General features: G+C 59.0%; 31 protein-coding genes and 2 tRNA genes. 11 read left to right on the forward strand and 22 right to left on the reverse strand.

Going from position 1 to position 24,258, the window contains the following annotated elements; all coding sequences use genetic code 11:
- Nucleotides 1–39: 39 nt before the first annotated feature.
- Both KQ296_RS01535 and KQ296_RS01540 read right to left on the reverse strand, forming a co-directional pair.
- Entirely contained in the window at nt 40–696 is a 657-nt protein-coding gene (locus KQ296_RS01535; RefSeq protein WP_259726302.1) for a phycobilisome polypeptide, read from the reverse strand.
- Nucleotides 639–1,082 carry a hypothetical protein gene (locus KQ296_RS01540; RefSeq protein WP_011932421.1) on the reverse strand — a complete coding sequence of 148 codons (444 nt, stop codon included), beginning with the start codon at nt 1,080–1,082 and terminating at the stop codon, nt 639–641. Before KQ296_RS01540 ends, KQ296_RS01535 begins: the two co-directional genes overlap by 58 nt.
- Nucleotides 1,083–1,230: 148 nt before the next feature.
- Between KQ296_RS01540 and KQ296_RS01545 the strand changes: the two genes are divergently transcribed.
- Nucleotides 1,231–1,704 carry a hypothetical protein gene (locus tag KQ296_RS01545; protein WP_259726303.1) on the forward strand — a complete coding sequence of 158 codons (474 nt, stop codon included), beginning with the start codon at nt 1,231–1,233 and terminating at the stop codon, nt 1,702–1,704.
- An 18-nt stretch (nt 1,705–1,722) separates the two neighbouring features.
- Here KQ296_RS01545 and KQ296_RS01550 read toward each other — a convergent pair whose 3' ends face one another.
- The 11 genes from KQ296_RS01550 to psbB all read right to left on the reverse strand — a co-directional run bounded on the left by KQ296_RS01550 (nt 1,723) and on the right by psbB (nt 10,096).
- Nucleotides 1,723–1,905 (reverse strand): hypothetical protein, encoded by a 183-nt coding sequence (locus KQ296_RS01550; RefSeq protein ID WP_311133850.1) that lies wholly within the window; start codon nt 1,903–1,905, stop codon nt 1,723–1,725.
- A 73-nt stretch (nt 1,906–1,978) separates the two neighbouring features.
- A tRNA-Phe gene (locus tag KQ296_RS01555) sits at nt 1,979–2,051 on the reverse strand.
- A 30-nt stretch (nt 2,052–2,081) separates the two neighbouring features.
- Nucleotides 2,082–2,744, reverse strand: coding sequence for a ComF family protein (locus KQ296_RS01560; RefSeq protein ID WP_011932424.1), 663 nt, complete (start codon nt 2,742–2,744; stop codon nt 2,082–2,084).
- 21 nt (nt 2,745–2,765) lie between these two features.
- Nucleotides 2,766–3,053 (reverse strand): DUF2470 domain-containing protein, encoded by a 288-nt coding sequence (locus KQ296_RS01565; protein ID WP_011932425.1) that lies wholly within the window; start codon nt 3,051–3,053, stop codon nt 2,766–2,768.
- 164 nt (nt 3,054–3,217) lie between these two features.
- Nucleotides 3,218–4,486: an FGGY-family carbohydrate kinase gene (locus tag KQ296_RS01570; RefSeq protein WP_011932426.1), complete on the reverse strand. Its 1,269-nt coding sequence runs from the start codon at nt 4,484–4,486 to the stop codon at nt 3,218–3,220.
- 17 nt (nt 4,487–4,503) lie between these two features.
- Nucleotides 4,504–5,763, reverse strand: coding sequence for a methionine adenosyltransferase (gene metK, locus KQ296_RS01575; protein WP_011932427.1), 1,260 nt, complete (start codon nt 5,761–5,763; stop codon nt 4,504–4,506).
- A gap of 46 nt (nt 5,764–5,809) precedes the next feature.
- The gene (locus tag KQ296_RS01580; protein WP_011932428.1) at nt 5,810–6,604 is read right to left on the reverse strand and encodes an HAD family hydrolase; all 795 of its coding nucleotides are present in this window, start codon (nt 6,602–6,604) and stop codon (nt 5,810–5,812) included.
- Nucleotides 6,605–6,618: 14 nt separating this feature from the next.
- On the reverse strand, nt 6,619–7,722 hold the full coding sequence (locus KQ296_RS01585) for a 30S ribosomal protein S1 (protein ID WP_011932429.1): 1,104 nt from the start codon (nt 7,720–7,722) through the stop codon (nt 6,619–6,621).
- A 104-nt stretch (nt 7,723–7,826) separates the two neighbouring features.
- A complete protein-coding gene (gene nrdR, locus KQ296_RS01590; protein WP_041428360.1) occupies nt 7,827–8,303 on the reverse strand; it encodes a transcriptional regulator NrdR in 477 nt (158 codons plus the stop codon).
- A 116-nt stretch (nt 8,304–8,419) separates the two neighbouring features.
- Entirely contained in the window at nt 8,420–8,515 is a 96-nt protein-coding gene (locus KQ296_RS01595; RefSeq protein WP_006042122.1) for a photosystem II reaction center protein T, read from the reverse strand.
- A 21-nt stretch (nt 8,516–8,536) separates the two neighbouring features.
- Nucleotides 8,537–10,096: a photosystem II chlorophyll-binding protein CP47 gene (gene psbB, locus KQ296_RS01600; protein WP_011932431.1), complete on the reverse strand. Its 1,560-nt coding sequence runs from the start codon at nt 10,094–10,096 to the stop codon at nt 8,537–8,539.
- A 261-nt stretch (nt 10,097–10,357) separates the two neighbouring features.
- On the opposite strand from psbB, the gene KQ296_RS01605 reads away from it, so the two are divergent.
- Nucleotides 10,358–10,843, forward strand: a complete 486-nt coding sequence (locus KQ296_RS01605) for a 2Fe-2S iron-sulfur cluster-binding protein (RefSeq protein WP_011932432.1) — start codon at nt 10,358–10,360, stop codon at nt 10,841–10,843.
- Between the two features lie 58 nt (nt 10,844–10,901).
- Entirely contained in the window at nt 10,902–11,006 is a 105-nt protein-coding gene (psbM, locus tag KQ296_RS01610; RefSeq protein WP_011932433.1) for a photosystem II reaction center protein PsbM, read from the forward strand.
- A 22-nt stretch (nt 11,007–11,028) separates the two neighbouring features.
- Here the strand turns inward: psbM and KQ296_RS01615 are convergent, their stop codons facing one another.
- The gene (locus KQ296_RS01615) at nt 11,029–11,877 is read right to left on the reverse strand and encodes a universal stress protein (RefSeq protein WP_011932434.1); all 849 of its coding nucleotides are present in this window, start codon (nt 11,875–11,877) and stop codon (nt 11,029–11,031) included.
- Between the two features lie 52 nt (nt 11,878–11,929).
- Here KQ296_RS01615 and KQ296_RS01620 point away from each other — a divergent pair, with 52 nt between their 5' ends.
- From KQ296_RS01620 to KQ296_RS01640, 5 genes are read left to right on the forward strand one after another with little or no spacing between them, the layout of a single operon-like run.
- Complete coding sequence (locus KQ296_RS01620) at nt 11,930–12,376, forward strand: thioesterase family protein (protein WP_011932435.1); 447 nt, start codon at nt 11,930–11,932, stop codon at nt 12,374–12,376.
- Between the two features lie 26 nt (nt 12,377–12,402).
- Complete coding sequence (locus KQ296_RS01625) at nt 12,403–13,494, forward strand: DNA-protecting protein DprA (protein ID WP_259726304.1); 1,092 nt, start codon at nt 12,403–12,405, stop codon at nt 13,492–13,494.
- Between the two features lie 9 nt (nt 13,495–13,503).
- Nucleotides 13,504–14,403, forward strand: coding sequence for a peptide chain release factor N(5)-glutamine methyltransferase (gene prmC, locus KQ296_RS01630; RefSeq protein ID WP_011932437.1), 900 nt, complete (start codon nt 13,504–13,506; stop codon nt 14,401–14,403).
- Nucleotides 14,404–14,423: 20 nt separating this feature from the next.
- Complete coding sequence (locus tag KQ296_RS01635) at nt 14,424–15,023, forward strand: L-threonylcarbamoyladenylate synthase (RefSeq protein WP_011932438.1); 600 nt, start codon at nt 14,424–14,426, stop codon at nt 15,021–15,023.
- Nucleotides 15,024–15,027: 4 nt separating this feature from the next.
- Nucleotides 15,028–15,192 carry a hypothetical protein gene (locus tag KQ296_RS01640; protein WP_011932439.1) on the forward strand — a complete coding sequence of 55 codons (165 nt, stop codon included), beginning with the start codon at nt 15,028–15,030 and terminating at the stop codon, nt 15,190–15,192.
- Between the two features lie 18 nt (nt 15,193–15,210).
- On the opposite strand, the gene KQ296_RS01645 is transcribed toward KQ296_RS01640, so the two are convergent.
- The 7 genes from KQ296_RS01645 to ctpZ all read right to left on the reverse strand — a co-directional run bounded on the left by KQ296_RS01645 (nt 15,211) and on the right by ctpZ (nt 19,958).
- A tRNA-Thr gene (locus KQ296_RS01645) sits at nt 15,211–15,282 on the reverse strand.
- Nucleotides 15,273–15,518, reverse strand: a complete 246-nt coding sequence (locus tag KQ296_RS01650) for a response regulator transcription factor (RefSeq protein WP_011932440.1) — start codon at nt 15,516–15,518, stop codon at nt 15,273–15,275. Before KQ296_RS01650 ends, KQ296_RS01645 begins: the two co-directional genes overlap by 10 nt.
- A gap of 35 nt (nt 15,519–15,553) precedes the next feature.
- Nucleotides 15,554–15,835, reverse strand: coding sequence for a cell division topological specificity factor MinE (gene minE / locus KQ296_RS01655; RefSeq protein ID WP_011932441.1), 282 nt, complete (start codon nt 15,833–15,835; stop codon nt 15,554–15,556).
- Between the two features lie 5 nt (nt 15,836–15,840).
- On the reverse strand, nt 15,841–16,656 hold the full coding sequence (minD, locus tag KQ296_RS01660; RefSeq protein WP_011932442.1) for a septum site-determining protein MinD: 816 nt from the start codon (nt 16,654–16,656) through the stop codon (nt 15,841–15,843).
- 33 nt (nt 16,657–16,689) lie between these two features.
- A complete protein-coding gene (minC, locus tag KQ296_RS01665; protein ID WP_011932443.1) occupies nt 16,690–17,391 on the reverse strand; it encodes a septum site-determining protein MinC in 702 nt (233 codons plus the stop codon).
- Nucleotides 17,392–17,400: 9 nt separating this feature from the next.
- Nucleotides 17,401–18,663 carry an HD domain-containing protein gene (locus KQ296_RS01670; RefSeq protein ID WP_011932444.1) on the reverse strand — a complete coding sequence of 421 codons (1,263 nt, stop codon included), beginning with the start codon at nt 18,661–18,663 and terminating at the stop codon, nt 17,401–17,403.
- Nucleotides 18,663–19,958: a carboxyl-terminal processing protease CtpZ gene (ctpZ, locus tag KQ296_RS01675; protein WP_399239959.1), complete on the reverse strand. Its 1,296-nt coding sequence runs from the start codon at nt 19,956–19,958 to the stop codon at nt 18,663–18,665. Before ctpZ ends, KQ296_RS01670 begins: the two co-directional genes overlap by 1 nt.
- 67 nt (nt 19,959–20,025) lie before the next feature.
- Here ctpZ and petB point away from each other — a divergent pair, with 67 nt between their 5' ends.
- The 3 genes from petB (at nt 20,026) to KQ296_RS01690 (ending at nt 22,572) form a co-directional block, all read left to right on the forward strand.
- Nucleotides 20,026–20,682 (forward strand): cytochrome b6, encoded by a 657-nt coding sequence (gene petB, locus KQ296_RS01680; RefSeq protein WP_006042106.1) that lies wholly within the window; start codon nt 20,026–20,028, stop codon nt 20,680–20,682.
- Nucleotides 20,683–20,756: 74 nt separating this feature from the next.
- Nucleotides 20,757–21,239: a cytochrome b6-f complex subunit IV gene (gene petD / locus KQ296_RS01685; protein ID WP_011932446.1), complete on the forward strand. Its 483-nt coding sequence runs from the start codon at nt 20,757–20,759 to the stop codon at nt 21,237–21,239.
- Nucleotides 21,240–21,372: 133 nt separating this feature from the next.
- The gene (locus KQ296_RS01690) at nt 21,373–22,572 is read left to right on the forward strand and encodes an SLC13 family permease (protein WP_259726305.1); all 1,200 of its coding nucleotides are present in this window, start codon (nt 21,373–21,375) and stop codon (nt 22,570–22,572) included.
- Here KQ296_RS01690 and KQ296_RS01695 read toward each other — a convergent pair.
- The gene (locus tag KQ296_RS01695; protein ID WP_011932448.1) at nt 22,551–24,047 is read right to left on the reverse strand and encodes a glycoside hydrolase 100 family protein; all 1,497 of its coding nucleotides are present in this window, start codon (nt 24,045–24,047) and stop codon (nt 22,551–22,553) included. The two genes, KQ296_RS01690 and KQ296_RS01695, sit on opposite strands and share 22 nt — an antisense overlap.
- Nucleotides 24,048–24,258 lie beyond the last annotated feature (211 nt).

A 24,258-nucleotide genomic window follows, 5' to 3' on the forward strand; every position in this document is an offset into this window, starting at 1 on the left:
ATCAGTTTCGCTGCTGAGGATTTTTCTAGGTTTTCTTGCTTATTGACAAGAAGCTTCGTCAGTCTTCATCTCGTTACGAATTTTTTCGCAGATGCTGCCCAGGATGCCGCCGAGCCTTGCCGCTTGGCGGCCTGATGCCAGACCGCTCATCACATCAGTGCTGATTCGACGGAGGTGCTCAAGCGCATCAAGCAATGCTGGTAAGGGGACGTTGACCAGCTCATAGAGCTCGACGAGAGCTTTCATGCCCTCTGAGTGGGTGATGTCATCTTGATCAAGTGCTGTGCCGTAGATGCTGACCCGTAGAAAGTGAAAACAGTCACGCCAGCAGGCCTCCGCACGATGTTCCGGGTGGAGCTCACCACCTGGAAGGGTCAGTTCAGGGTGCTGTCGGAGCAGTTCGGCTTTTGCTTGGTCTACGAGAGGATGCATCAGACCCTGAAGGATCCAGAGCGGTTCTGCATCGGTGCCTGCCCAGCGGCAAACAGCCGTCAATTCGTTCTGATTCAGAATCCTCTTGTCGGCGTCGGCAGAAGCAAGCACTTTGGAGAGGTCTTGCGGAAGGTCACTCAGGATGTTGCGGTCAAATACCTGCGCCCGCTTCGCAAGGTCTTGGAGGTTTGGTGGCGTTGAGGGGCTCACGCTGGTGGCGTCGCGTTCTTGTCGGATGAGACGATTGGGCAGGCGGTCAGCCACCCATGGCGCTCGAGATAAAAGGCCCAGGGAATGCTGACGGCAAGGCCTGGGCAGTGAGCTGGCACGGAATCAGCGAGACCATCGCTGACGCCGAGTTGCTTCAACAGGGCAACGGTTGCATCAGCTGACTGCATAAAAGTGCCCCGAATGGCGGCTCCAACGACCCATGTCAATTGCGTCATTTCCAAATCGCTGGAACTGGCTTCACAGGCGAGGAGGATGTTGCAGGGTTTTGGAACGGTTTTGTACGTGTCCTCCCAGAGGGTTAAGTCATCGGGCTTCACATTGATACGCAGAACACCTCCCCCGATGCTGTACCGACGCTCCATCTCCGGTGCGAGTTCAGCTGTGAGCGAGCGGATGATGGTTGCAGATGATGCGGTCATCGGTCCTCCCCTTTGCCGGTCACAGTACCGCTGTTGTTCTTGAGGGACGTGACCTGTTGATCAGGGATCTTTGCGCTGGGATCAGGATTGGTAGAGATCTCCTTGCTGGACAACATCTTCACGATCGATACGATCCGCAAGGAATGCGTTGACTTCACTTCCCATGACCTCTGGTGAAGCCTCAGTGGCCACGATGCAGCAGCTCAGCCGTCAACTCCATGCCGTGAGTGAGATTGCCGAGTCACTCACGCTTCGCTTGCTGTCGCTGGAACAGCGAATTCAGCACCTTGAGGCTGAGGCAAACCATCCAACGACCAACGACGAGGAGAGTCAGCAGCTCCTCGCTGAAAGCAGTGATCGGTTGCGTCATCTCCATGGCTTGCTCTCGGAGGAGCCCTGCGAGCCTGCCCTTCGGCTCGTTGAGCCTTCTGACGAGCAGGTCGACGAAACGGTGTACGTGGATGATCCCCAGATGGATCATGCAGACATGGACCAATCAGAGATGGACCATTCAGCCATCGACGGTGGACAGATGGATGATGTAGAGATGCCTCCTGCAGACGAGGACAGCGTGGAGGATTCAGCTCTTGATCAGGAGCAAATTGATCTGCTCAGCGCCTGAGGTGATCAAGTCCCTCACTCAGCCTGAAAGATCAAGCAAGCGCACCCGGAATTTGGCGACCTGCCTTGCTTGTTCAGGGCTGGACTGAATGAAAGGGTGATCATCGACGGTTTTGATGACTGCCTCAATCTGTTCATCAACATTGAGACCTGAGAGCAGCCCTCTGCGATGGCATTCTTTCCATGCAGGATCGAACGCCATCGCGAAACCGTCAGGATTGTTGAACTGACGATCGTCATTGACAGGAAAACGTATCAACGAACGATTGGCGAAATGCCAGGACCCAGATTTGAACTGGGGACACGGCGATTTTCAGTCGCCTGCTCTACCAACTGAGCTATCCCGGCGCGTTGTCTGCGCGACATGGAGATCTTAAATCACCGTGTGCGTCCGAGGGGCGTCCTGCCCAAGCAGATCACGCCACGCACCGTGATTCCCTGATTATGCAGGGCGTCCATGGCAGCCCTGGCTGTGGCTCCACTGGTGAGGATGTCGTCCACGAGCCAGAGTTCCGGCGCTTCGTCTTGGGGATCCTGCACAGATCGGGGGACCTGCACCCCAGCGTCGACAACGAAGCTTCCCCTTTGGTTCGTCATCCTCTGCTGGCGGTTGAGATGGTGCTGGCCGACAGTTGGCCTTGAGCGCTTCAGCAGCGATCGAGTGGTCCGCTGCAGGGATCGACAGATCATTGTGGGCAGAGGATTGCGTCTGGATCCGGCCTTCCAGCCGGGGATGGGAACCAGAACGGCATCGTTGGGCAGGGCCGCACCGAGACCATCGGTGAGCACATGGAGAAGGCGGAGATCAGGATGGCGCCGCAACTGCAAGATCAATTGGCGCAGTGCCCCGTCGTACCAACCCGCTGCCGTCCAAGGGCAGGGGTGTTGGCCTTGCACTCCAGCAGCAGCAAGATCCATGCGCTGCCAACAGGCCATGCAAAGCGCTCCCCGCCGAGGAGAACGTTCAAGCTCTTGTCTGCAGAGTGGGCACTCGAGGGTGGTGAGCAGATCCTTGAGGCAGTCCTTGAGGGGAGTCAGCAATGAGTGGTCTTCAGCGCTGCCTCAGGATTCCCCTCCGGTCGCAGGCGCGGGCATGGCCCGGAGCATCGCCACCAGGGTTCTGTGCGCGTCGTCGCTGTCAGTGAGCTGATGGTCGAAGGGGATGCGCACGACCTGGTCATCCACCTCCAACGTCATCGCCTCAGCTGTGACCTCTTTCATTGTTGCCGCCGTTGCGGCTGGAACCCCTCCGAAATGGTGGGCATAGCGCAGAACGGCATCGCTGTGGTCGTCATTCATATGACGGCAGATGCGGTCGCTGACGGCAGGGGTGAGAGGGTCGGCAGCCATGGGGATCGAGCGCGGTCAAGGTGTGTCAGCCGAAGCGTTGCCAAAGCAGCAGCGCCAGGCGGAAGCCGCTGAACCCCACGTAGCCCGCGAGAACCAGGAACAGACCCACAGCCAGGACGTCACGCAGTCGGTTGGGCAAGGGTTCAGAGAAGCTCAATCAATTCTCACCCGGAATGACTCTCTGGAGAGGACTTTTGTTGCAGAGCGGTGAGTGCCAGACGGGCAACCCCTGCAGCCGGAGGAGTGGTGCAGCTGCGGATCGGCAGTCCAAGCATGCGCTCGCGCAGACGTCGCCATTGCGGGTTTCTGGCACCCCCTCCCAGCGTCACGAGCTTTTTGGGTGCTGGAGCTCCGAGTTGCTGCAAGCGTTGCCAACCATCCCGTTCAATTCTGCTGAGACCTTCCAGCAGTGCATGGAGATAGAGCGCATCACTGACTGGGCGGGGCGTGAGCACGGGCTCCTGTTCCGGATCATCCACGGGGAAGCGCTCTCCTTTGCACGCCAGCGGTCGTAAATCAAGCCCGCTGGACTCTTCGGGATCGATCTGACGGCTCAGCTCTGTGAGGTCGACCCCTGGGAACACCTGGCGCAGCACGGCCCCTCCACTGTTCGAGGCTCCTCCCCCAAGCCACCGGCCACCCACCCGATGGGTGGAGGTGCCGGCTCCAGGCCTGAGGGGCTCATCCATGAAGCGCTTGATCACAAGGGTGCTGCCCAGAACGGTGATGCCCTCATCGTCTGCTGCATCGGCCGTCAACACCGCAGCGTTGGCATCGGTGGTGCCAGCGACCACGATCAGGTCATTGGGTAATCCGAGCTCGTTGGAGCGCTGCCTTGACAGCGTTCCCAGGGGTGTTCCGCTGGGGCGGATGTCGGGCAACGCTGCCATCCATGCTTCTCGCTGAAAGCTCTGTGGCCAGCACTGGTCTTGCAGAAGCCAGCCCAGTCTGATGTTGTTGCCTTCCTCTCCCCAGCGCCAGTCCTGGAGAAGCCACCCATGCACCCAATCGGCCTGGTGTCTGAGCAAAACAGGGTGCTCATGTTGTTTTAGCAACCTCAGGGCACGGGCCAGGCTGCTGCTGGCGCTGCAAGCTGGTCCGCCCTCGGTGACCAGATCACGCACGTGCTCGATCTGTTCTGGGCAGGCTTGGTGATAGGGCAGTGCATCGCCCAGGGGAGTGCCCTGATGGTTGCAGGCGAGCAGCGTGCCGGAAGTTCCATCCACAGCCAAAGCCCCCATTCGCTTGCGGATCGGTGGGGGGATGGAAGGTATGAGCTCTGTCAGAGCCCGAATCCAGTCAGACGGTGCATGCAGGCCCTGGCGGTAGCCGGTCGCCGCGCTGAACAGCAGCGACCGGTCGCCATCGATCACGGCGATCCTCACGCCACTCGTTCCCAGGTCGATCCCTAGGGCAAGCGGCGTGTTCGCCATGGTGTTCGCACCAGTGATCAGAGGGTGTTGCCCTGTTGAAGGCGGCTGGCTTCGGCCTGAAGCAAGGTTGATGCCTTGTTCTCAACGTCTTCCCAAGGCAGCTTCAGGTCGGGACGACCGAAGTGGCCATAGGCAGCGGTGTCGCGGTAGAAACGACCTCCGCTCAACGCGGGCATCTCACGCAATTTGAACTGCTGGATGATGGCTCCCGGACGCAGATCAAAGTGCTGTTGAACCAGTTCGGTGAGTTCCGCATTCGAAACTTTGCCCGTTCCGAAGGACTCCACCAGGATCGAGACTGGTTTCGCCACCCCGATGGCATAGCTCAGCTGCACTTCAGCGCGTTGGGCAAGTCCTGCGGCCACAAGGCATTTGGCCACGTAACGGGCTGCATACGCTGCTGAACGGTCCACTTTTGTGGGGTCTTTTCCGGAGAAGGCACCACCACCGTGACGGGCATAACCGCCATAGGTGTCCACGATGATTTTTCGGCCTGTGAGTCCGGCGTCGCCCTGGGGGCCTCCCACAACGAACTTGCCGGTGGGATTCACCAGATAACGCGTGGAGTCTTTGGACGGTTTCAGCGGAAGGTCGGCCGTGGCAGGTTCCACCACATGGGTCCAGAGGTCGTCGCTGATGCGTTCGCGAACCTGCTGTTCGTCACTCAGGCCGGCTACTTCAGCGGTGTGCTGGGTCGAGATCAGGATCGTGTCGATGGCAACGGGCTTGTCGTTCTCGTACACCACGCTCACCTGGGTTTTGCCGTCAGGGAGCAAATAATCCAGGGTGCCGTTATGACGCACTTCAGCCAAGCGGCGAGACAGCCGGTGCGCCAGGCTGATGGGCAATGGCATCAGTTCGGGCGTTTCGTTGCAGGCGTAGCCAAACATGATGCCCTGATCTCCGGCGCCGACCTTGTCGAGAGGGTCTCCCTCGTGGTCATCGGCTTCATCCACACCTTGGGCAATGTCGGGAGACTGTTGGTCGAGGGCGACGAGAACGGCACAGCTATTGGCGTCAAATCCTCCGGCCCTGGCGCCGCTGTAACCGATCTCGCGAATGACGTCACGCACCAGGTGGATGAAGTCAACCTGGGCCTTGGAGGTCACCTCACCGGTGATCATGCACAGTCCGGTGTTAACCACCGTTTCACAAGCGACCCTGCTGCTGCTGTCTTGAGCCAGCAGGGCGTCGAGAACTGCGTCACTCACCTGGTCACAGATTTTGTCGGGATGCCCTTCTGTGACCGATTCGGAGGTGAAGACGTAGCGACTCATACCGGGCTGTTGAATTCGTCGGACTGTAAAGCGTGGAGTTCCCGCATCAAGGTTGTGCTGATGGCGGCACCACGGTGAGGTCTTGCCAGTGATGAATCAAATAGTCATGCGCCGTGAGATCAGGGCAGCGATGCCAACCGGCCACATAGCCGATGGCGGCGGCGATACCCGCCCGCTTGGCCATCAACAAATCCGTGTCGGCATCGCCGATAAGAGCGCAGCGCTCGACCGGCACGTTGAGTTGGTCACAAAGGGCGTGCACCGCAGCTGGATCTGGTTTGCAGGGAAAGCAGTCTGCACTCCACACCGCCGCGAACATGTCGGTGAGGTGGTGATGCTTCAAAAATGCTTGGATGCCATCGGTGGTGTCATTGCTGATCACTGCGCAGATCACACCGGCATCCTTGAGCGCGCGAAGCATGGTCGAGGCTGCCGGCAACAGGGAGACCGGATGTCCATCGGGATGCAGGTCTTGCCACTGGGCATCCACACGGTCAAAAACGTCTTCCGCGAGCAGTAAGGCCTTGGGCCATCCCAGGGCCATTTGTGCGAACACCGTGGCTGTGCTCAGGATGTTGTGCTGCCTCGAAGCGACAGCCAGGGTCCCATCGGGCATCACTCCATCCCGATTGCGTCCATAGGTGCGAACCAGCAACCCTTCAAGCTCGTTGAGGTCGTTGCCTGATGCGCCCTGGGCTGCGAACTGGCGTTTGGCTTCTGCGATCCGGGCATCGGCCAGGATCTTGAGCTGAGGCTCGCTATGAGAAAGGGTGCCGTCCTTGTCGAACAGCACCCCGTCGATCGGACCAATGCGATGGCCCCGGAGGTTGAGATGAGCCAAGGGGCTCAAGCAACTCAGACCATCATCGAGCCCAGCGGCTCTTCGCCTTCCTCGGCTTGTTCAAGCAACATCTGCTTGTAACGGGCCGCCATCTCCTCGGCCTTGTCGAACACCTTCTGAGGATCGGTGAGCATGTCACCAGGCTCGGGCTCAAGGGCTTTGGTCGACAGGGAGATGCGTCCTCGCTCGGCATCGAGGTCGATGATCATCACCTTCATCTGATCATTCACATTCAGCACGGAGTGGGGGGTCTCAATGTGCTCGTGGCTGATCTCCGAAATGTGAAGCAGGCCGCTGACACCACCGATGTCGATGAAGGCGCCGTAAGGCTTGATGCCGCGAACGGTACCCACCACAACTTCGCCAACTTCCAGGCGATTCATCTTCCGTTCCACCAGTGCGCGGCGGTGGCTGAGCACGAGGCGGTTGCGCTCTTCGTCGACTTCGAGGAATTTGAGTGGAAGGAAATCGGCAACCAGTTCTTCCTTGGCCTTTCGGGTGCTGATGTGAGACCCGGGAATGAATCCACGCAGACCTTCCACACGCACCAGGGCACCACCTCGGTTGGTGGCAAACACCTCGGAGTAGATCGTGGCGTCTTCTTTCTGAAGTTGGCGAACGCGTTCCCAGGCGCGTTGATACTCGATTCTGCGGATGGAGAGTGAGAGCTGACCGTCTTCGTTCTCCTCACTCATGATGAAGAACTCGCGGATCTCCCCTGGTTGCAGCACATCGCTCAACCCTTCCACACGGTTGATCGAAACCTCCTGAAGGGGCATGAAGGCCGCAGTTTTTGCGCCGATGTCGATCATGGCGCCCTTCGATTCCAGGGCAAACACCGTGCCGTTCACGATGTCGCCAGGTTTGAAGTTGTAGTCGTACTTGCTGAGAAGGGCTGCAAACTCATCCAGCGTGAAGCCGGCGTTGTCCATGTCCCGGCTTGCGGCACGACTGCTCGGATCGTCAGCGGTGGGGATGTCGTCGGGGATGCTGAGATCCTCATCCGTGCCGAACTCAGCCTGGTCGGCGACTTCCGCTGCTGCGTCGGCCCCGTTGCTAAGGGCTTCAGCCGTTTCCACAGCAGGATCCTGAACGGGATCAGTGGAGGTGACAGTCATGGAGGGTTGGCGGTCTGCTCGGGGAGCAGAGCGAAGGAAACTGTTTCAGGCCCGCCGACCTGAATCAGGCAATCCCTCACTTTACAGAGTGGAGCTGCGAGGTCTTAAACCAGTGCTTCCAGGCGCGTCTTGGAGGCATGAATGCCTTCGAGCGTGGCCACGAAATCGCTCACACCACTGAATTGCCGATAAACCGAGGCGAAACGAACGTATGCAACCTCGCTCAACTCTTTGAGCTGCTCGAGCACGAGTTCACCGATGTCATGGCTTGAGACCTCGCGACCATTGCGTTGCTGCAAGGCCAATTCGAGTTCATCCACAAGTGTTTCGAGACGTTCAGGGGGTAGTCCTGTTTTCTCGCATGCACGGCTGAGCCCGTGAAGAAGCTTGGTGCGACTGAAAGTTTCGCGGTTGCCGTTCCGTTTGATCACCGTGATTGGAACGGTCTCCACCCGTTCATAGGTGGTGAAGCGGAACTCACAGTTCAAACACTCCCTGCGACGACGCACACTGCGGCCACCATCGGCTGCTCGTGACTCGAGCACGCGGCTATCAGTGTTTTGGCAGGAAGGGCACTGCACGCCCGATGTTTCGAATGTGCACCAATCATACGGTTTGCGTCCAGAGGTGAACAGAGCCGAAGTGATTTCCCTTGAAAGACATAAAAAAACCCCGCCGAATGGCGGGGTTGGAAGGGCTACTTGCCGATCTTCGGGGGGTCGCGGAAGGCGATGGCGAAGAAGAGAGTGGCAATCGCAAGGGTGAGGATGAGGATGTAAGCAAAGCTTTCCATCGAATAACTCCTGGAGGGCGATTAGCTGAGGGGGGAGCCTGCCGGTGGCACGTAGCCATCGGGCAGACGACGGGTGGAGCGGTCTCCCAGTTTCTGGAAAAGGCCGAATTCCACCTGTTCACCGAGGTCGGGATCGATACCGGCGAACACATCGCGGTAAAGAGTACGAGCACCGTGCCAGATGTGTCCGAAGAAGAACAGCAGTGCGAAGGTGGCGTGCCCAAAGGTGAACCAGCCACGGGGTGAACTGCGGAAGGTTCCGTCAGAGTTGTAAGTCTCGCGGTCGAATTCGAACGCTTCACCCAGCTGAGCTTTACGAGCCAGACGCTTCACTTCTGCGGGATCAGTGAAGGTTTGACCATCAAGGGCACCGCCGTACACGGTTGCCGTGATGCCTTGCTGTTCGAAGGAATACTTCGCTTCAGCGCGGCGGAAAGGAATGTCACCGCGAACGATTCCATCACTGTCTTCGAGGATGACGGGGAAGTTCTCGAAGAAGTTGGGGAGGCGGCGAACCTGCAGGTCACGACCTTCTTTATCAGTGAAGGAGATGTGGCCGAGCCAGCCGGTGGGCAGTCCGTCGCCATTCACCATCGGACCGACGCGGAACAGACCGCCCTTGGCAGGACTGTTGCCCACGTAGTCGTAGAAGGCCAGTTTTTCGGGGATAGATGCGTAGGCCTCAGAAGCCGTTGCACCTTGATCCATCGCTGTTTGAACGCGACGGTTGATCTCGGTTTTGAAGTAGTTCTGATCCCACTGGTAACGCGTGGGTCCGAACAATTCGATCGGAGTCGCAGCCGCTCCGTACCACATCGTGCCGGCAACGATGAAGGCGGCGAAGAACACAGCTGCGATTGCGCTGGCGAGCACCGTTTCGATGTTGCCCATTCGAAGTGCCTTATACAGACGCTCGGGAGGACGGGTTGTGATGTGGAAAATTCCGGCAATGATGCCGACAATTCCGGCAGCGATGTGGTGGGCAACGATGCCACCAGGGTTGAAGGGATTAAAACCTTCCGGACCCCATGACGGTTGAACCGGCTCGAGGTGACCGGTGATTCCATAGGGGTCTGAGATCCACATTCCTGGTCCGAAGACACCAGTGAGGTGGAAAGCTCCGAAGCCGAAGCAACCAAGACCGGCCAGAAGGAGGTGGATACCGAAAATCTTGGGAAGATCGAGAGCAGGCTCCCCGGTGCGGGGGTCTTGCCAGATCTCGAGATCCCAATAAGTCCAGTGCCAGATGGCAGCCAGCATGAGCAAGCCACTGAACACGATGTGGGCGGCGGCAACGCCTTCGAAGCTCCAGAAACCTGGATCAACACCGGTGGCGCCTGTGATACTCCAACCACCCCAGCTGTCGGTCACGCCGAGGCGCGCCATGAAGGGCATCACGAACATGCCCTGACGCCACATGGGGTTCAGGACAGGATCGGACGGGTCGAAGATGGCAAGTTCGTAAAGGGCCATCGAGCCGGCCCAGCCGGCAACGAGGGCAGTGTGCATGAGGTGCACGGCCAAGAGGCGGCCGGGGTCGTTGATGACGACGGTGTGCACCCGATACCAGGGCAATCCCATGGGTCAGGTTCGGGGGAACGGAGCTGCAAAGGCAGCCAGACCCGGCGATCGTAAGGCGTCCATCTCAGTGTGCGCGTGCCCTTGTCGTGAGCTGCAACGTCTGGGCTGGCTATGGCGTGATTGCTGCTGTCCCCGGCTGGCACTTATCCCTGCCTTTTCAACTGGCTTCGCCAAGTCTCCGCAGGGGGGTTACAAATCGCAACTTCAGGCTCCAGAGTGTTGGCGTTTTGGCGCTGCCGTGCGTCGCTTCCGGGAGATTCCATGCCAGTGATCCGGTTTGTGCGTGAAGGTCGCGATGTGGAGTGCTATCCAGGCGAGAACCTTCGAGATGTGGCCCTCAGGGAGGGGATTCAGCTCTACGGCTTGAAAGGACAGCTGGGAAACTGTGGTGGATGTGGACAGTGCATCACCTGTTTTGTGGAGGTGAAGGGGGATCAGACAGCCGCTGCTTCCCTGACTGGCCGTACAGCTGTCGAAGAGGCCAAGCTTCGCCGTCGCCCCGACAGCTGGAGGCTCGCTTGCCAGGCACTGGTGGAACGGTCCGTCGTCATCCTCACCAGGCCCCAGGTGTCGATGTCCGATCAACGCCGCCGCATCGAAGCGGCTCTCAATGCACCCCTTCCGCCAGGGCCGACGGCATGGCCTGTTGTGGAAACCAGTGAAGAAGAGGAGGAGGCTGATGCCGATGCGGATGATCAGAGCCAGTTATCCAATGAAGCTCCTGCTACACCCGGTGACGAGCCGTGATGGGTTCGCGTCGAACCCTTCCAGGCAGTGATACGTTCCATCAGATTCTCGATTGTTCATGGAAACCAACGACCTCGGTTTCGTGGCCAGCCTCCTGTTTGTGCTCGTGCCAACCGTTTTCTTGATCATTCTCTTTATCCAAACCAACAGCAAGGAGGGATGAACCTCCTTGCGACCACTTCGGCTTAGCGCTGCTCGGGTTCGCGAACGAGCAGTACCGGTGCTGGAGCATGCACCCTGATGTAGTCACTCACTGATCCCCCGAGAAGCTTGTCGAGGTCAACAAGGCCCCTCGCCACCAGCGGGCGTCGATCTTGCGAGGCAAGCACGACAAGATCCGCTTGGATTGTCTCGGCAGCTTGACAAACCCCTTTCCCGACATCGGCGTCTGTGACGTGGAGCGGGTTGAGGGTGACACCAAGCATGCGCGCTCTCTGTACAGCCCGATCCAGCAGGCTGTCGCTGCTCCCCGCTCCGCCGCGCGATGGGGTGCGTTCTGTGCGTGATACGTGCACGCCAGTGAGTTGTCCGCCGGGGATGTCCTTCACCATGTCGCAGGCCAGCTTCAGGGCGTCGTCCCCAACGCCAGTGCCGTCGATCGTCACCAAAACGCGATTGATGTGCCTGACGTAAAGGTCGTCGCGCACCAGGAGCATGGGCCGGGTGGACAACTGAAAAACGTACTGACTGGCGCTATTGGCGAGAATCGACTGCAGGCGTCCCAGGCCGCGGGAGCCCATCACGATCAGGTCAGCATCGAGCTCGTCAGCCACCTTGAGAACGGTCTGTTTGGCGTCCCCTTGACGAATGATTGAGTTCACGTCGCCTGGGTTGAGGCCCAGGTTGTCAACGGCCTTGGCCAGAAGGCTGCCGGCTTTGGTCCAGTGCTGATCTGAATCGTCCTTGCTCTGTTCAGATACCACATGCAGCAAGTTCACTCTCGCTGTCTGAAAAGCCGGTAGGTCGCGCAGCATGCGGACCATTTCTTCCACGTGGCCTTTGCCGGAGTCGGCGATCAACAGGTTCTTGAACACTGCATTGCTTCAGACATGCAGCAGCCTATGGCTGTTTTGCGAAGGCTTTTCGATGGTGAATGAGAGCGTTACGGCGAATCCCTTTCGTCTCGCGAAGCGAGTTCTTCCGCAGCACACGGATCATGGTGGCGTGATGTGGCACGGAGGTTATGTGGCCTGGCTGGAGGAGGCCAGGATTGAGGCGCTCAGCGCCATTGGCTTCCCTTACGAGCGGTTCGTGGCGCTTGGGCTGGAAATGCCAGTGGTGCGCCTTGAGATTCGCTATCGGGAGGCCTTGCGGCTCGGGGATGAGGTTCTGCTTGAGTCGTGGCCGCAGCCTCGCCATGGTGTGCGCTGGCCGTGGACAACGCGTGTTGTTCGCGCGGGGGTTTGCGCGGTGGAAGCAAGGGTGGACTTGGCGCTTGTGAAGGTGGGGGGCGCTCGGAGGGTGCTGCGCCATCCACCAGAGGAGGTGGCGGAGGTTTTTGAGGTCTTGACAGGCCGCAAGGCAGCCGACTGAAATCAATACATGTGTACTGGTTGCCGGTGTTGGACCGTTCGTGGTGGTGGGTTTGGTCGGGCTGTCCCGGGATCGGTTTCACGCGGATGCGGCAGCTCGCCGATTTGTCTTGCGAGCTGGCCTGTGGATTGGGCGATCTCTGGGATTGGCCTCTCTCCAGGTTTCACGAGGCTCTTGGCTGGCCGGATTCATTGCTTGACTCGCTGGCGCACTATCGCCAATCGTGGCGATCACCAGGCAGTGCCTCGGTTCCAGATCATGTTCTGCTGCCGATGGACGCACTCTGGCCAGCGTCCCTGAGCGATCTGGATCGTCCGCCTCTTTCGCTGCAATGGTGTGGTCGCCGTGATCTTTGGCCCCTGCTCTCGAGGCGTCAGGCTGTTGCGGTCATCGGGACCCGTCGGCCGTCGGTGCATGGAGTGCGCATGGCCGAGGCGCTTGGGCGGTCTCTCGCTTCGGCTGGATGGCCGGTGGTGAGTGGGCTGGCTGAAGGCATTGATGCGGCCGTTCATCGGGCCTGTGTGCAAGCCAAGGGTGTGCCCGTTGGAGTCCTCGGTACTCCATTGCATCGGGCCTATCCCCAGGAGCATCGTGGCCTGCAGATGTCTGTCGCAGAAACCGGTCTTCTGTTCACTGAGCTCAGGGATGATGCCAGGGTTCAACGATCAACCTTTGCCCTTAGGAATCGGTTGCTGGTGGCTGTTGCCAGGGCTGTGGTGATCGTTGAATGTCCCAAGAGCAGTGGTGCGCTGCATTCCGCGGCCATCGCCCAGTCGATGGGACTTCCGCTCTGGGTGGTTCCAGGCGACGCGATGCGTCACTCCGCACAGGGCAGCAATGCACTCCTGCAACGGCAAGCGTCCGCTCTGGTTGATCTCAGCGCATTCATCCATGCGCTGGGAACCGGCCCCGTCCCCTCTCCGGACTCGGTGGGCAAGCCGATGCCACGAACACCGTCGACGGTGAAGCTGCTCCAGCAAGTCGACAACGGAGCCACTCTTGAGCAGATGGCGAGGAGTCTTCAGGACGATCCTCAGCACATCGCGCAGCAGTTGATGCAGTTAGAGCTGGATGGAGTTGTCACACCGATGCCCGGCCTGCGCTGGCGCTCCCTCTAGGTTTTGCCCATGCCAACAACGCGTTGTTCCGCGCAAGACCTGCTGGCCTGGCGCCAATCCCTGCTCATGCAAGGAGGCCGCGCTGTTGATTTTGACTGGCTGCTGATGATGCGCGGCGATCTCGGCTGGGCGGCTATGCAAAAGCTGCGCATCCTGCCGGAATCAACCGTTCATCTCGCCGCATCCCTCCATGACCTGGAGTTGTTGTGGCATCGACATGTCACCGAACACGTTCCCCTTCAGCATCTGGTGGGACGGTGTCCATGGCGAGATGTGGAGTTGCAGGTCAGCCCCGCTGCGTTGATTCCGCGCCAGGAGACTGAACTGCTGATTGATCTGGCCTTGCAGTGCCTGAAGCCCTCTGAGTCAGAGGCTCTCCCTCAGGCTGGAGTCTGGGCTGATCTCGGCACTGGCAGCGGCGCTTTAGCGGTCGCGCTCGCCCGATCCTTGCCTGGTTGGGAGGGGCATGCCGTTGATCTCAGCGCCGAGGCTCTTGAACTGGCGCGAGCCAATCTCCGATCACTCGCGCCTTCGCCTTGCTGGACGTTGCATCAGGGCAGCTGGTGGGAGCCCCTGGAGCCCTGGTGGGGCACCGTGCACCTGGTGGTTTCGAACCCTCCGTACATTCCTCGTGTTCAGGTGCAGGGGCTCGAGCCGGTGGTTCGCGATCATGAACCCCATCTCGCCCTCTCAGGCGGTGATGACGGGCTGGACTGTTGCCGGGCTCTTATTTCTGGCGCCCCGAGGGCTCTGGCTCCAGGGGGATGGCTCTTGCTGGAGCATCACCATGACCAGAGCGAAGCTGTTTTGGTGCTGCTGCGCGATGCAGGCCTCGAGGCTGTTCAGGCCCGTCCTGACCTTCAGGGCGTGATGCGTTTCGCCTTGGCGCGGCGTCCCTTGCGAAGGTGAGGTCTTTCCAGGCGATGGTCATGACGCCTCTGGGTGAACGACTGATGGCAGTGGATCAGATTGCGGATTACCTCCGCGGCGGGGGCGCTGCACTTTTGCCGACGGATACGCTGCCGGCGTTGGCCTGTACTCCGTCCTCAGCCGCTCAGATCTGGACGTTGAAACAACGTCCCCAGGACAAACCGTTGATCCTGATGGCAGCTGAGGCTGTCGAGCTCCTCGACCTCACCACGCACATCGCCAAGCTGGATGCTCTTCCCCTAGCCGAGCGTTATTGGCCGGGCCCGCTCACGCTGGTTCTGCCTGCGGCGGGGGCGTTGGTGAATCACCTCAATCCCGGCCAAGACTCCCTTGGCATGAGGATTCCTGCTTGTGCAGCGACCCGATCTCTGCTGGCCCGGAGCGGTCCTTTGGCCACTACGAGCGCCAATCGATCCGGTGCTCCTCCCAGTTGCAGCGCTGAGCAGGCGGCAGCGGCGTTCTCCGGTCTGCCCCTGCTCGGTCCTTTGCCTTGGCCCCAACCTTCGGGTTTGGCCAGCACCGTTTTGAAATGGACGTCTCCGGGGTGCTGGCAGATGCTTCGTCAGGGCGCTGTGATGGTTCCAGACGGCAGCGCTTAACGCGATGATCTGGCTGATAGCGGTTGTGCTGTTTCTCCAGACGGCTTTTCACTGGCTTCTCGAGCCGGTGATTCGTCTCCTCACGCCGGTGTTCGAGCTCAACGTGCTGCCTTGGCTGTTTGCACTGACGGGGCTGTGGCTTCTGGCCGGCCACCGTGATCGCGCCTGAGATGTGTTCTTTCGTCGAAGCCGGCTGACGGATTTGAACCGACGGCCTTCGCTTTACAAAAGCGCTGCTCTACCACTGAGCTAAGCCGGCATGGGGGGAAGTTTACTGATGGGTTGGCCATGGAGCGCTCTTGTTTGCTTCTGCCACCAAAGAACCAGTTCCAAGCGAGAGCGGCAGCCTGTTTTCATGAGCGCATGGCTGACATGACTCTCGATGGTTCGGATGCTGACCATCGAGGTTTGAGCCATGGCTTTGTTGCTCATGCCGTGGCTCAGAAGCTGAATCACATTGATCTCGGCCTGGGTGAGGTTGGCTGAATGGGCCATTCCGTTGGGTCTCGCTGTTGCGAGGGTTCCACGGTTCAACTGCCAGGTTTTGAAGAGGCCATGGATCGTCTGATCGGCAGATTGGCCACAAGCGCGGTGACACGATCTTCCGTCTCAAGCGTGACATCACCCTCTTCCAGGTCGATATCCACGTATTTGGCTACAACCTCGAAAATTTCCCGGCGCATCTGATCCAGCAGCTCTGGGCTCAGATCGCTGCGATCGTGAGCCAGCACAAGCTGAAGGCGTTCCCTGGCCGTGGTGGCACTGGCCGGCTGGCGACCAAGAATTCGATCCAGAAGGTCCTGAAGAGTCATGGCGTTCAGAAGATCTTGGTTTGCATCAGTCGGCGAACCTTGGCACGCAGTCCTGTTCGCCCTTCCCGTGCGGGATCCATCAGTGGCACGTCCTCACCTTGCAGGCGACGCGCAATGTGGGTGTAGGCCTTCGCTGCAGGAGAGGCGCTGCCGTTGAGAGTGAGTGGTTCACCGCGGTTCGTGCTCACGATCACTTGCTCATCCTCGAGCACCAGTCCCAGCAAAGGGAGAGCAAGGATGTCGGTGACATCGTCGACAGCAAGCATCTCTTGGTTCGCCATCATCCGAGGGCGCACCCGATTGAGAACGAGCTGCACCGGGGCGACCCCCCGCGTGTTCAACAGACCGATGACGCGGTCAGCATCCCGCACCGCAGAAACTTCGGGAGTGGTGATCACGATCGCCTCCTTGGCGGCCGCCGCAGCATTCTTGAACCCGTCTTCGATTCCAGCAGGACAATCGATCAGGACGTAGTCGAACCGTTCAGACAGCATGCTGACGATGGCCTGCATGTCCTCGGGCTTTAACCACTCGAGCATCCGTGGGTTGCCGGCGGGCAGCAGGGCGAGATTCGACTCCTGCTTGTGCTTCACCAAGGCCTGATCCAGGCGGCACGTTTCTGCCAGCACTTCCTGAGCTGTGTACACGATCCTGTTTTCCAGGCCGAGCAACAGGTCAAGGTTGCGCAGTCCGAAATCAGCATCCAGCACCACCGTGCGTGCACCCTGCCTGGCGAGGGCGATGCCGAGATTGGCGGTCAGCGTCGTTTTGCCAACGCCGCCTTTGCCTGAGCAGATCAGGATCGTTCGCGAAATCGTCACGGGGTCCCGTTTGGTGCGGTCACATTAATGGCTTCAACCGGCTGAAAAACTTTTCCGCTGATTCGTTTGATCATCCAGGAAGGGAGGCTGGGCCGGTTCGATGGCGATGTCCCCATCGCGAATGCAAGCCTGTTCCGCCTGTCCGGGCCATGGAGGTTCCTCGGGCCCACGGGCCACAAGATCGGCGATGCGCAGCTGCAACGGCCTCAGCTGCAACGCGATGATCCGAGCCGACGGAGATCCGGCGGCCCCGGCATGGGCGCGTCCGCGCAAGCGACCCCAAACGTAAACATCTCCTTTGGCTGTGACCGAGGCTCCTGGGTTCACATCGCCGATGATCAGCGCATGCCCCTCGCTGTTGAACTGATCCCCGGCTCGAAGTGTTCCCCTGTGAATTCTCAGGTCTCCGCGCCTGTCGGTGCTGTCGGTGTCTCCGTTGTCCTTTCCGGATTCCTGAATTGGCCTGTGGCTGCTCGGAAAGCCAAGAGCAGCGGCTCCGATCTGTGTTGTGGCGCAGTGGGTGATGACCTGCTGCACTGTGTAACCCTCGCGTGCAAGCGCATCCATGAGTTCAGTGAGCTCTCGGCAACCCATCGACCAGTCACCCAAGTGGAGGTCAACGGATCCTGCCGCTAGAAACTCACGTTGATCAGGGAGCCACTGACGCCAGTCACAGCTGCGCTGGGGCGGCAGGATCAGGACACGTCGGGCCCGAGCACGGGACGCAGCATTCATGGCCAGACGTTACCCCTGAGAAAGACGAACTTCTCGTCTCATCGTTGCCTTGAGTTCGGCGGCGATGTCTGGGGGGTGGATCAACCAGGCCGATTCTGCCGGTGTGGCCAGGCTGTTCACGAGTGCCGACTCCTGTTCAAGGGCCTGAAGGTTATGTCCATCCCAGAGCCGTAGACCTCCCCTGTAGGGGTGGTAGCCGTGGAGCTGATGCTGTCGAAGCCCGCAGCAGTAGCTGGGGTCAAGTCCGGCTGATTCCGACATCGTCTGTGCTGCAGCAAGCAGTTCCAGTCGATCGGAGGTTTGCAGTGAGCTCACATCCAGCGCTTTGAGCAGCCGGCGATTGAGAAAGCGATCGCACAGGCTTGCCAGGGGGGCGGGCGCTTCGGCTTGCCAGCGCTGCAGGTGATAGCCGACGCGCAGGTCGTCATTGGCGAGGTAGGTCTCAAGATCAAGCCGTTCGCACCCCCACAGCCAACGACGCATGGTGGAGTCCGCCCAGACGTGATCAGGGCCGAGATGGCGCGCTTCTTGAATGAGGCGCTCCAGCAGCCAGTTGCACATCACGTTCAAGCGGTGGTTGTAAACGCTGCGATACATCAGGTTGCGAACCACCAAGTAGTGCTCCACGGCCATCAATCCCTTGGGATGAATGGCCAGCTCTCCGTCAGGAGCAAGGGTCATGGCCGCAAGAATGCGGTCGAGGTCAAGCTGCCCATAGCGGGCGCCCGTGCTGTAACTGTCCCTCAGCAGATAGTCGAGACGATCACAATCCAGCTGGCTGCTGACCAGGGATTTGATCACCCCCCGTTCCGCCTGACCACGTTCGAGGAGATCCGCCACTGCATCAGCGGTCCCGGGCGCGTAGTGCTCCAGGGAATCTCGAATCTGAGCATGCTCCCGGATCACCCGTGCCGACCACTGCTCGTGGTGGGTGCCGAACATCTCTTCCCCGGTGTGGCTCAGCGGGGCATGTCCCAAGTCGTGCAGCAGGGCGGCGCCATAAAGAACACCCCGTTGCTGCTCGAGGGCTGGATCCTGCCTTTTGAGCTTTTCCATCGCCCGCCGGGCAATGGAAAACACCCCAAGGGAATGGGTGAATCGGCTTGATTCGGCTCCATGGAAGGTGAGAAACGCAGGCCCGAGCTGCCGAATTCGGCGCAAGCGTTGGAACGGCGCTGAATCCACGAGCGAGAGCACCATGGCTTCCGCTGGATCGCTTGCATCGAGGCTGATGCCTCGATGCAACGGGTCGTGGTACGTCCGGGATGCCATTAGGTCGGGTCCGGTGCCAGGTCCGTGCTCTCCAACGGCTGGGACTGATCGCCTGGATGGTCTTGTTCGATCAGCGCCTGAAGCACCCGCTCGGCGTCATTCAGCCAGCGATCGCCATCTCCCCCGGGGTTGAGCGGCTCCGGTTGGTCCAAAATCCGATCGGGTTGGATGCCCTGCCCTTGGATATCCCGTCCGCTCGGGGTGAGGTAACCCGCCACCGTGACAGCGAGACCGCTGCCATCGCTCAGGTTCGTGAGGGTCTGAATCAGTCCCTTGCCGAAGGTTTTGTCGCCAAGCAGTAGGGAACGATCATCGTCCTGGAGTGCGCCAGCGAGGATTTCGCTGGCGCTTGCGGTTCCACTGTTGACCAGGGTCACCATGGGCCCGCTGTACAGCTCCCCAGCGCCAGCCTGAATGGGGTCGGCAATGCCGTCGCGATTGCGTGTTTCCACGATCGGCTCCTGATCTAGGAACACATCAGCCACAGCCAGACCTGCACTCACCAACCCCCCGGAGTTGTTGCGGAGATCGAGCACGAGCCCCTCAACGTTCTTGTCAGAAAGCTCCTCAAGCGCTTCCCTCACCTGAGCAGGAACGCCTTCACTGAACTGCGTGATGCGCAGGTAGCCAAGGGTGTGCGCATCGCTGCGCAGGCGGCGTGTTCTCACAGGCCGCAGGTCAATGGTTCGTCGTTCCAGGCTGATCTCTTCGGGTTGGCCCTGGGGGGGCACCAATGTCACCAACACCTGGCTGCCCACGGCTCCCCGAAGACGCGCTGCGGTCGCTTCGAGCCCAAGAGCCTCGACCCGTTCGCCATCCACTTCAAGGATCTCTGTCCCGCTCACAACGCCGGCATCGGCCGCCGGTGAGCCCTCGAGTGGGGCAATCACGACGATGGAGTCTCCGTTCGCTGGATGTCCGAGCTGCAAGCCCACGCCACTGAGACTTCCTTCATTGCTGGCTTTCATCACCGTGTAGTCCTCAGGCCTTAGCAAGCGTGTGTAGGGGTCATTCAGAGGCAGCAGCATGGTTTCGATCGCGCTGTATGCCTGCTCACTGGTTTCGATGGTGTTTTCCAGGGCTTTCTGACGCAGCCGCTTCCAGCGGATCGTCTCGAACACTTCGGGGTCGACATAGCTTTGATTCACAAGACGCCAGCTCTCCACCACCAGCTGCTGCGCGTCGTTGAGGGCGAGGGCCTGAGGCACACACAGCAGGGTGACCAGGATGCCGATGAACAACCCAGATGCAAGGCGCTGCAATCGTTCTGTCATGCTGTTAACAGTCGGCAACATTGGCCTCATTCTTGCGCCTCTACCAAAGTGTCGCCGGTAGACTCTCGCAATCCAAGCTCGCAATTGAATGGCGAACTCCTCACCCGTCTACGACTGGTTCCAGGAACGTCTTGAAATCCAGGACATTGCTGACGACATCAGCAGCAAGTACGTGCCCCCGCACGTCAACATTTTTTATTGCCTGGGTGGCATCACGTTGGTTTGCTTCCTGATCCAGTTCGCTACTGGGTTCGCGATGACCTTCTACTACAAGCCCACCGTTGCTGAGGCTTACAGCTCTGTTCAGTATTTGATGACTGACGTGAGCTTCGGTTGGTTGATCCGCTCGGTGCATCGCTGGAGCGCCTCAATGATGGTGCTGATGCTGATTCTTCACGTGTTTCGGGTCTATCTCACCGGAGGCTTCAAGCGTCCTCGTGAGCTCACCTGGGTCACCGGTGTGACGATGGCTGTGATCACTGTGTCTTTTGGAGTCACCGGCTATTCCCTCCCTTGGGATCAAGTTGGTTACTGGGCCGTGAAAATCGTGTCTGGTGTGCCAGCTGCCATTCCAGTGGTGGGAGACTTCATGGTCGAGCTTCTGCGTGGTGGTGAGAGTGTTGGGCAATCAACGCTCACTCGCTTCTACAGCCTCCATACCTTCGTGATGCCCTGGTTGCTCGCGGTGTTCATGCTCATGCACTTCCTGATGATCCGGAAGCAGGGCATTTCCGGTCCGTTGTGATCCGTTTCAGTCTCTGATTGCTTTTGATCAGAAAATTCAGGTCTGTCTAAGGTCTTTTCATCTCCAGCTGATCCATGCACATTCTCAAGAAGCCGGATCTTTCTGATCCCAAGATGCGTGCCAAGCTCGCCAAGGGCATGGGGCACAACTACTACGGAGAGCCGGCTTGGCCGAATGATCTCCTCTACATCTTCCCTGTCGTCATCCTCGGAACCATCGCTTGTGTGGTGGGTCTTGCGGTTCTCGACCCAGCAATGCTGGGCGATAAGGCTGATCCCTTTGCCACTCCTCTGGAAATTCTTCCTGAGTGGTATCTCTACCCGGTCTTCCAGATCCTGCGCGTTGTTCCCAACAAGCTGCTTGGGATCGCTTTGCAGACTCTGATTCCTCTGGGTCTGATGCTTGTTCCCTTCATCGAGAGCTTCAACAAGTTCCAGAATCCGTTCCGCCGTCCAGTGGCCATGGCTGTGTTTCTCTTCGGAACCGTCACCACGATTTATCTCGGCATCGGTGCTGCTCTCCCCATCGACAAATCACTCACTCTGGGACTCTTCTGATCCCATTAACGATTGCATTGATTTCAAAGCCCGGTACAAGACCGGGCTTTTTTTGTGAGTGCGATCACTGTCTGGGTGTTATCGGTTGCTTCAGATGCCTGGTTTAGCGCTTGTCATCTTGATCTTGGTCTTCTTGGCGATCTTCCTGCGTGGGTTCATCCCAGGGCTCCCATCGATTTCAGTGTTGATGGCACTGGGTGCCGTGCTGGTGATCGTGAGTGGCGAGATCAGTCTGTTCAATGCTTTCAAGGCGATCAATCTGGATGTGATCCTCTATCTCTTCGGTGTTTTTGTTCTCTCTCAGGCACTTGAAGACAGCGGCACGCTTGCGCAGCTGGGGACCTTCGTTTGGGGGCGTGCCCAGACGGCTTCACTTTTGCTCGTGTTGGTGGTGGTGGTCGGTGGTTTGAGCGCCTCGCTGTTAACCAACGACACGGCGGCGATTCTTGGTGTCCCCTTGTTGCTTGCACTCACCACACACAACCAATTGCCGAGCCAACCGTTCCTGTTGGCGTTTGCTTACGCCCTATCGATCGGCAGTGTGATGAGTCCGATCGGCAATCCCCAGAATCTGCTCATTGCCACCCAGGGTGATTTGAATCGCCCCTTTGAGACGTTTCTTGGTGGATTGTTTTGGCCAACCCTTTTGTGCCTGGGTTTGGTGCTCCTCGTGCTGTGGATCCGCTTTGGGCGCCAGTTAGCCAATCATCGGGTGATCCCTGTCACCACGGGGCCTGTGGATCGCGCTCTTTCACGCCTCTGTTGGGCTGGATTGGTGCTTCTGCTGTTGGGCATCGGTCTCAAGCTGGTTTTGATTCGCGCTGGTGGTCTGTTTGATTTGCCCTTCGCGGTGATCGGACTTATTGCCGGTGCGCCAGTGCTTCTGTTGAGTCGACGACGACTGAGCACGCTCCAACGCATGGACTGGAGCACGCTCCTCTTTTTTGTGGGATTGTTTGTGCTGACTCAGGCAGTCTGGAACTCCGGGGTGTTTCAGTCCCTGCTTGAGCGCACACATGTTGATGTGCGCGGCATTCCACAGATTGTTCTGATCAGCAGCGTGGTCAGCCAGTTGATGTCCAACGTTCCTCTGGTTGAGCTTTATCTTCCGCTCTTGAATCAAGGGCCCGAGAGCCCTGCCCAGCTTTTGGCTTTGGCGTCTGGCAGTACAGCCGCGGGGACGTTGTCCGTGTTTGGCGCAGCCAGCAATATCATCATTCTTCAGTCGGCTGAGCAACGGGGCAGCAAGGCGTTCTCAATCATTGAATTCACGCTGATTGGGCTCCCACTGGGCTTGGCTTGTCTGGCGGTTTATGGGTTGTGGCTTGTCTGACTCTCGTGCGAGTCCGGATCCGGAACAGCTCCCTCATCGAGGTCGAGCAAGAGAACATCATCGGGATTAACCCGTAAAAAATGATGGAGGAGGAGAAAGCCAACGATGGTCCAGGTTTGATAGGTCCTTGATTGCTGTCCGACCCAGGTGCCCGTTGGACCATCGAAGTATTCAGCCCACTGTTGACGCGGCAACTGGTTGAGATGACTCCAGTAGCACTCTTCGAGCAAGGCTTTCATCTGCCCCATGAGCAACACATCAGCATGGGGGTGGCGGCGCTCATGCAACAGGATGGAACTGCCGAAAAACCAGAGAAGGCTGGGCCAGTGTCCACCGTTGTGGTAACTCCAGGGCCAGTTTTTGGGGTCAGACCCGGTTTTGTTCTGCCATTCCAGGCTTTCCATCGGGGGATGGCAAATGCGCATCGGCATTTCGGCCATCAGGTGATCACGGTTGTGCAGCGTCAGTCGGAACAGGGCGCGCTGTTGCGGTGCCGTGAGCAGTCCGAACAAACAGCCCAGTGAGTTGCCAAGACTGTAAAAACGGAAGTCGGGTCGGCCTGTGCGCATGTTTCCGATCAGGTACCCACCGCGGTTTTCAAGCCAGTCCTGCAGCCAGTCAGGAATCACCTGAGGCTGAACATTGAATTCGTTTTGGTGCTGGTTGTCTCCGTACTGCTCCGTAGGCCGGCGTCTCAGCACCTGCATGGTTTTGCTGGTGACCCAGTAATGCTTGAGCAAAAACTGCCGCAGGTCATGAACCCATTGCCGGGTCAGAACGAGCCGTTGATCCAGCAGTCGGCTGCTTTGGTGCTTTCGCCCGAGCTCCATCAGCTGGGCACAGCAGCGCAGTGATCCATAAAGGAGAACTTCCACTTCAAGCGGCGCTCCCCAAACGTCCATCGGACGATCAATCATGAAGGCACAGTCGGGTACGAACAGAACGGGTGTGCCTTCAAAGGTCGGGTGCAGCACGAGGTCGAGCAGCAGTTGCACGCCGCGCTGAACCGCTTGGCTGGAGGCAAAGTCCTCGTCCCCACTGGATTTCACGTACATCCAGCACAGCACGGGCCACCAAAGGCTTGCGTCAACAGATGTGATGCGACCAATGGAGCGCTGCCCGTAGTCGGCAATCAGTTGACCGTTCTCTTCGACAAAGCTTGTGGGGAAAACCCCTCGGGTCTGATACGTGGTGCTTTGGAGATCGAGGCAGAGACTCAGAAACTGCTTGACGACGTCGAAGCGCTTCTGCGTGAGCAGGTAAACCATCACCGGCACGTTGTCGCGCAGGAAGATCTCGCCGTAGTTGAGCGCTTCGTCGTGTCGTGGGTGTTCCAGGGCTGCGACGCTTCCGGCGAGGTGTCCGCGCACAGGAATCAGCGTGCGCTCGAAATGCTCACGGGCTTTCAGAACGACCTGATCCTCTTTGGAACTCGGGCGCACCCGTTGGTTCTGCTGGCTGAACCGTCCGGCCATGGTTCTCCTCCGGAGATCCCCGAAACCTAGTGATGACTCCTGTTCTCGCCAGTGGAAGCAAGTCTTGAGATGCCCTGAGAGTTTGGTAGTTGCGTGAATGGGGGTATGTGGTGTTATGGTTATGGACTGCGCGGGGGGCTGAGGCCCGAAGCGCAGCTTCTGAACAAGGAGAGCGAGAGCTTGATGTGTTCAGGAGTGCTTACAAGCCAAG

Origin of the sequence: Synechococcus sp. CS-197 (assembly GCF_025128215.1) — a bacterium.
Lineage (GTDB): Bacteria > Cyanobacteriota > Cyanobacteriia > PCC-6307 > Cyanobiaceae > Synechococcus_C.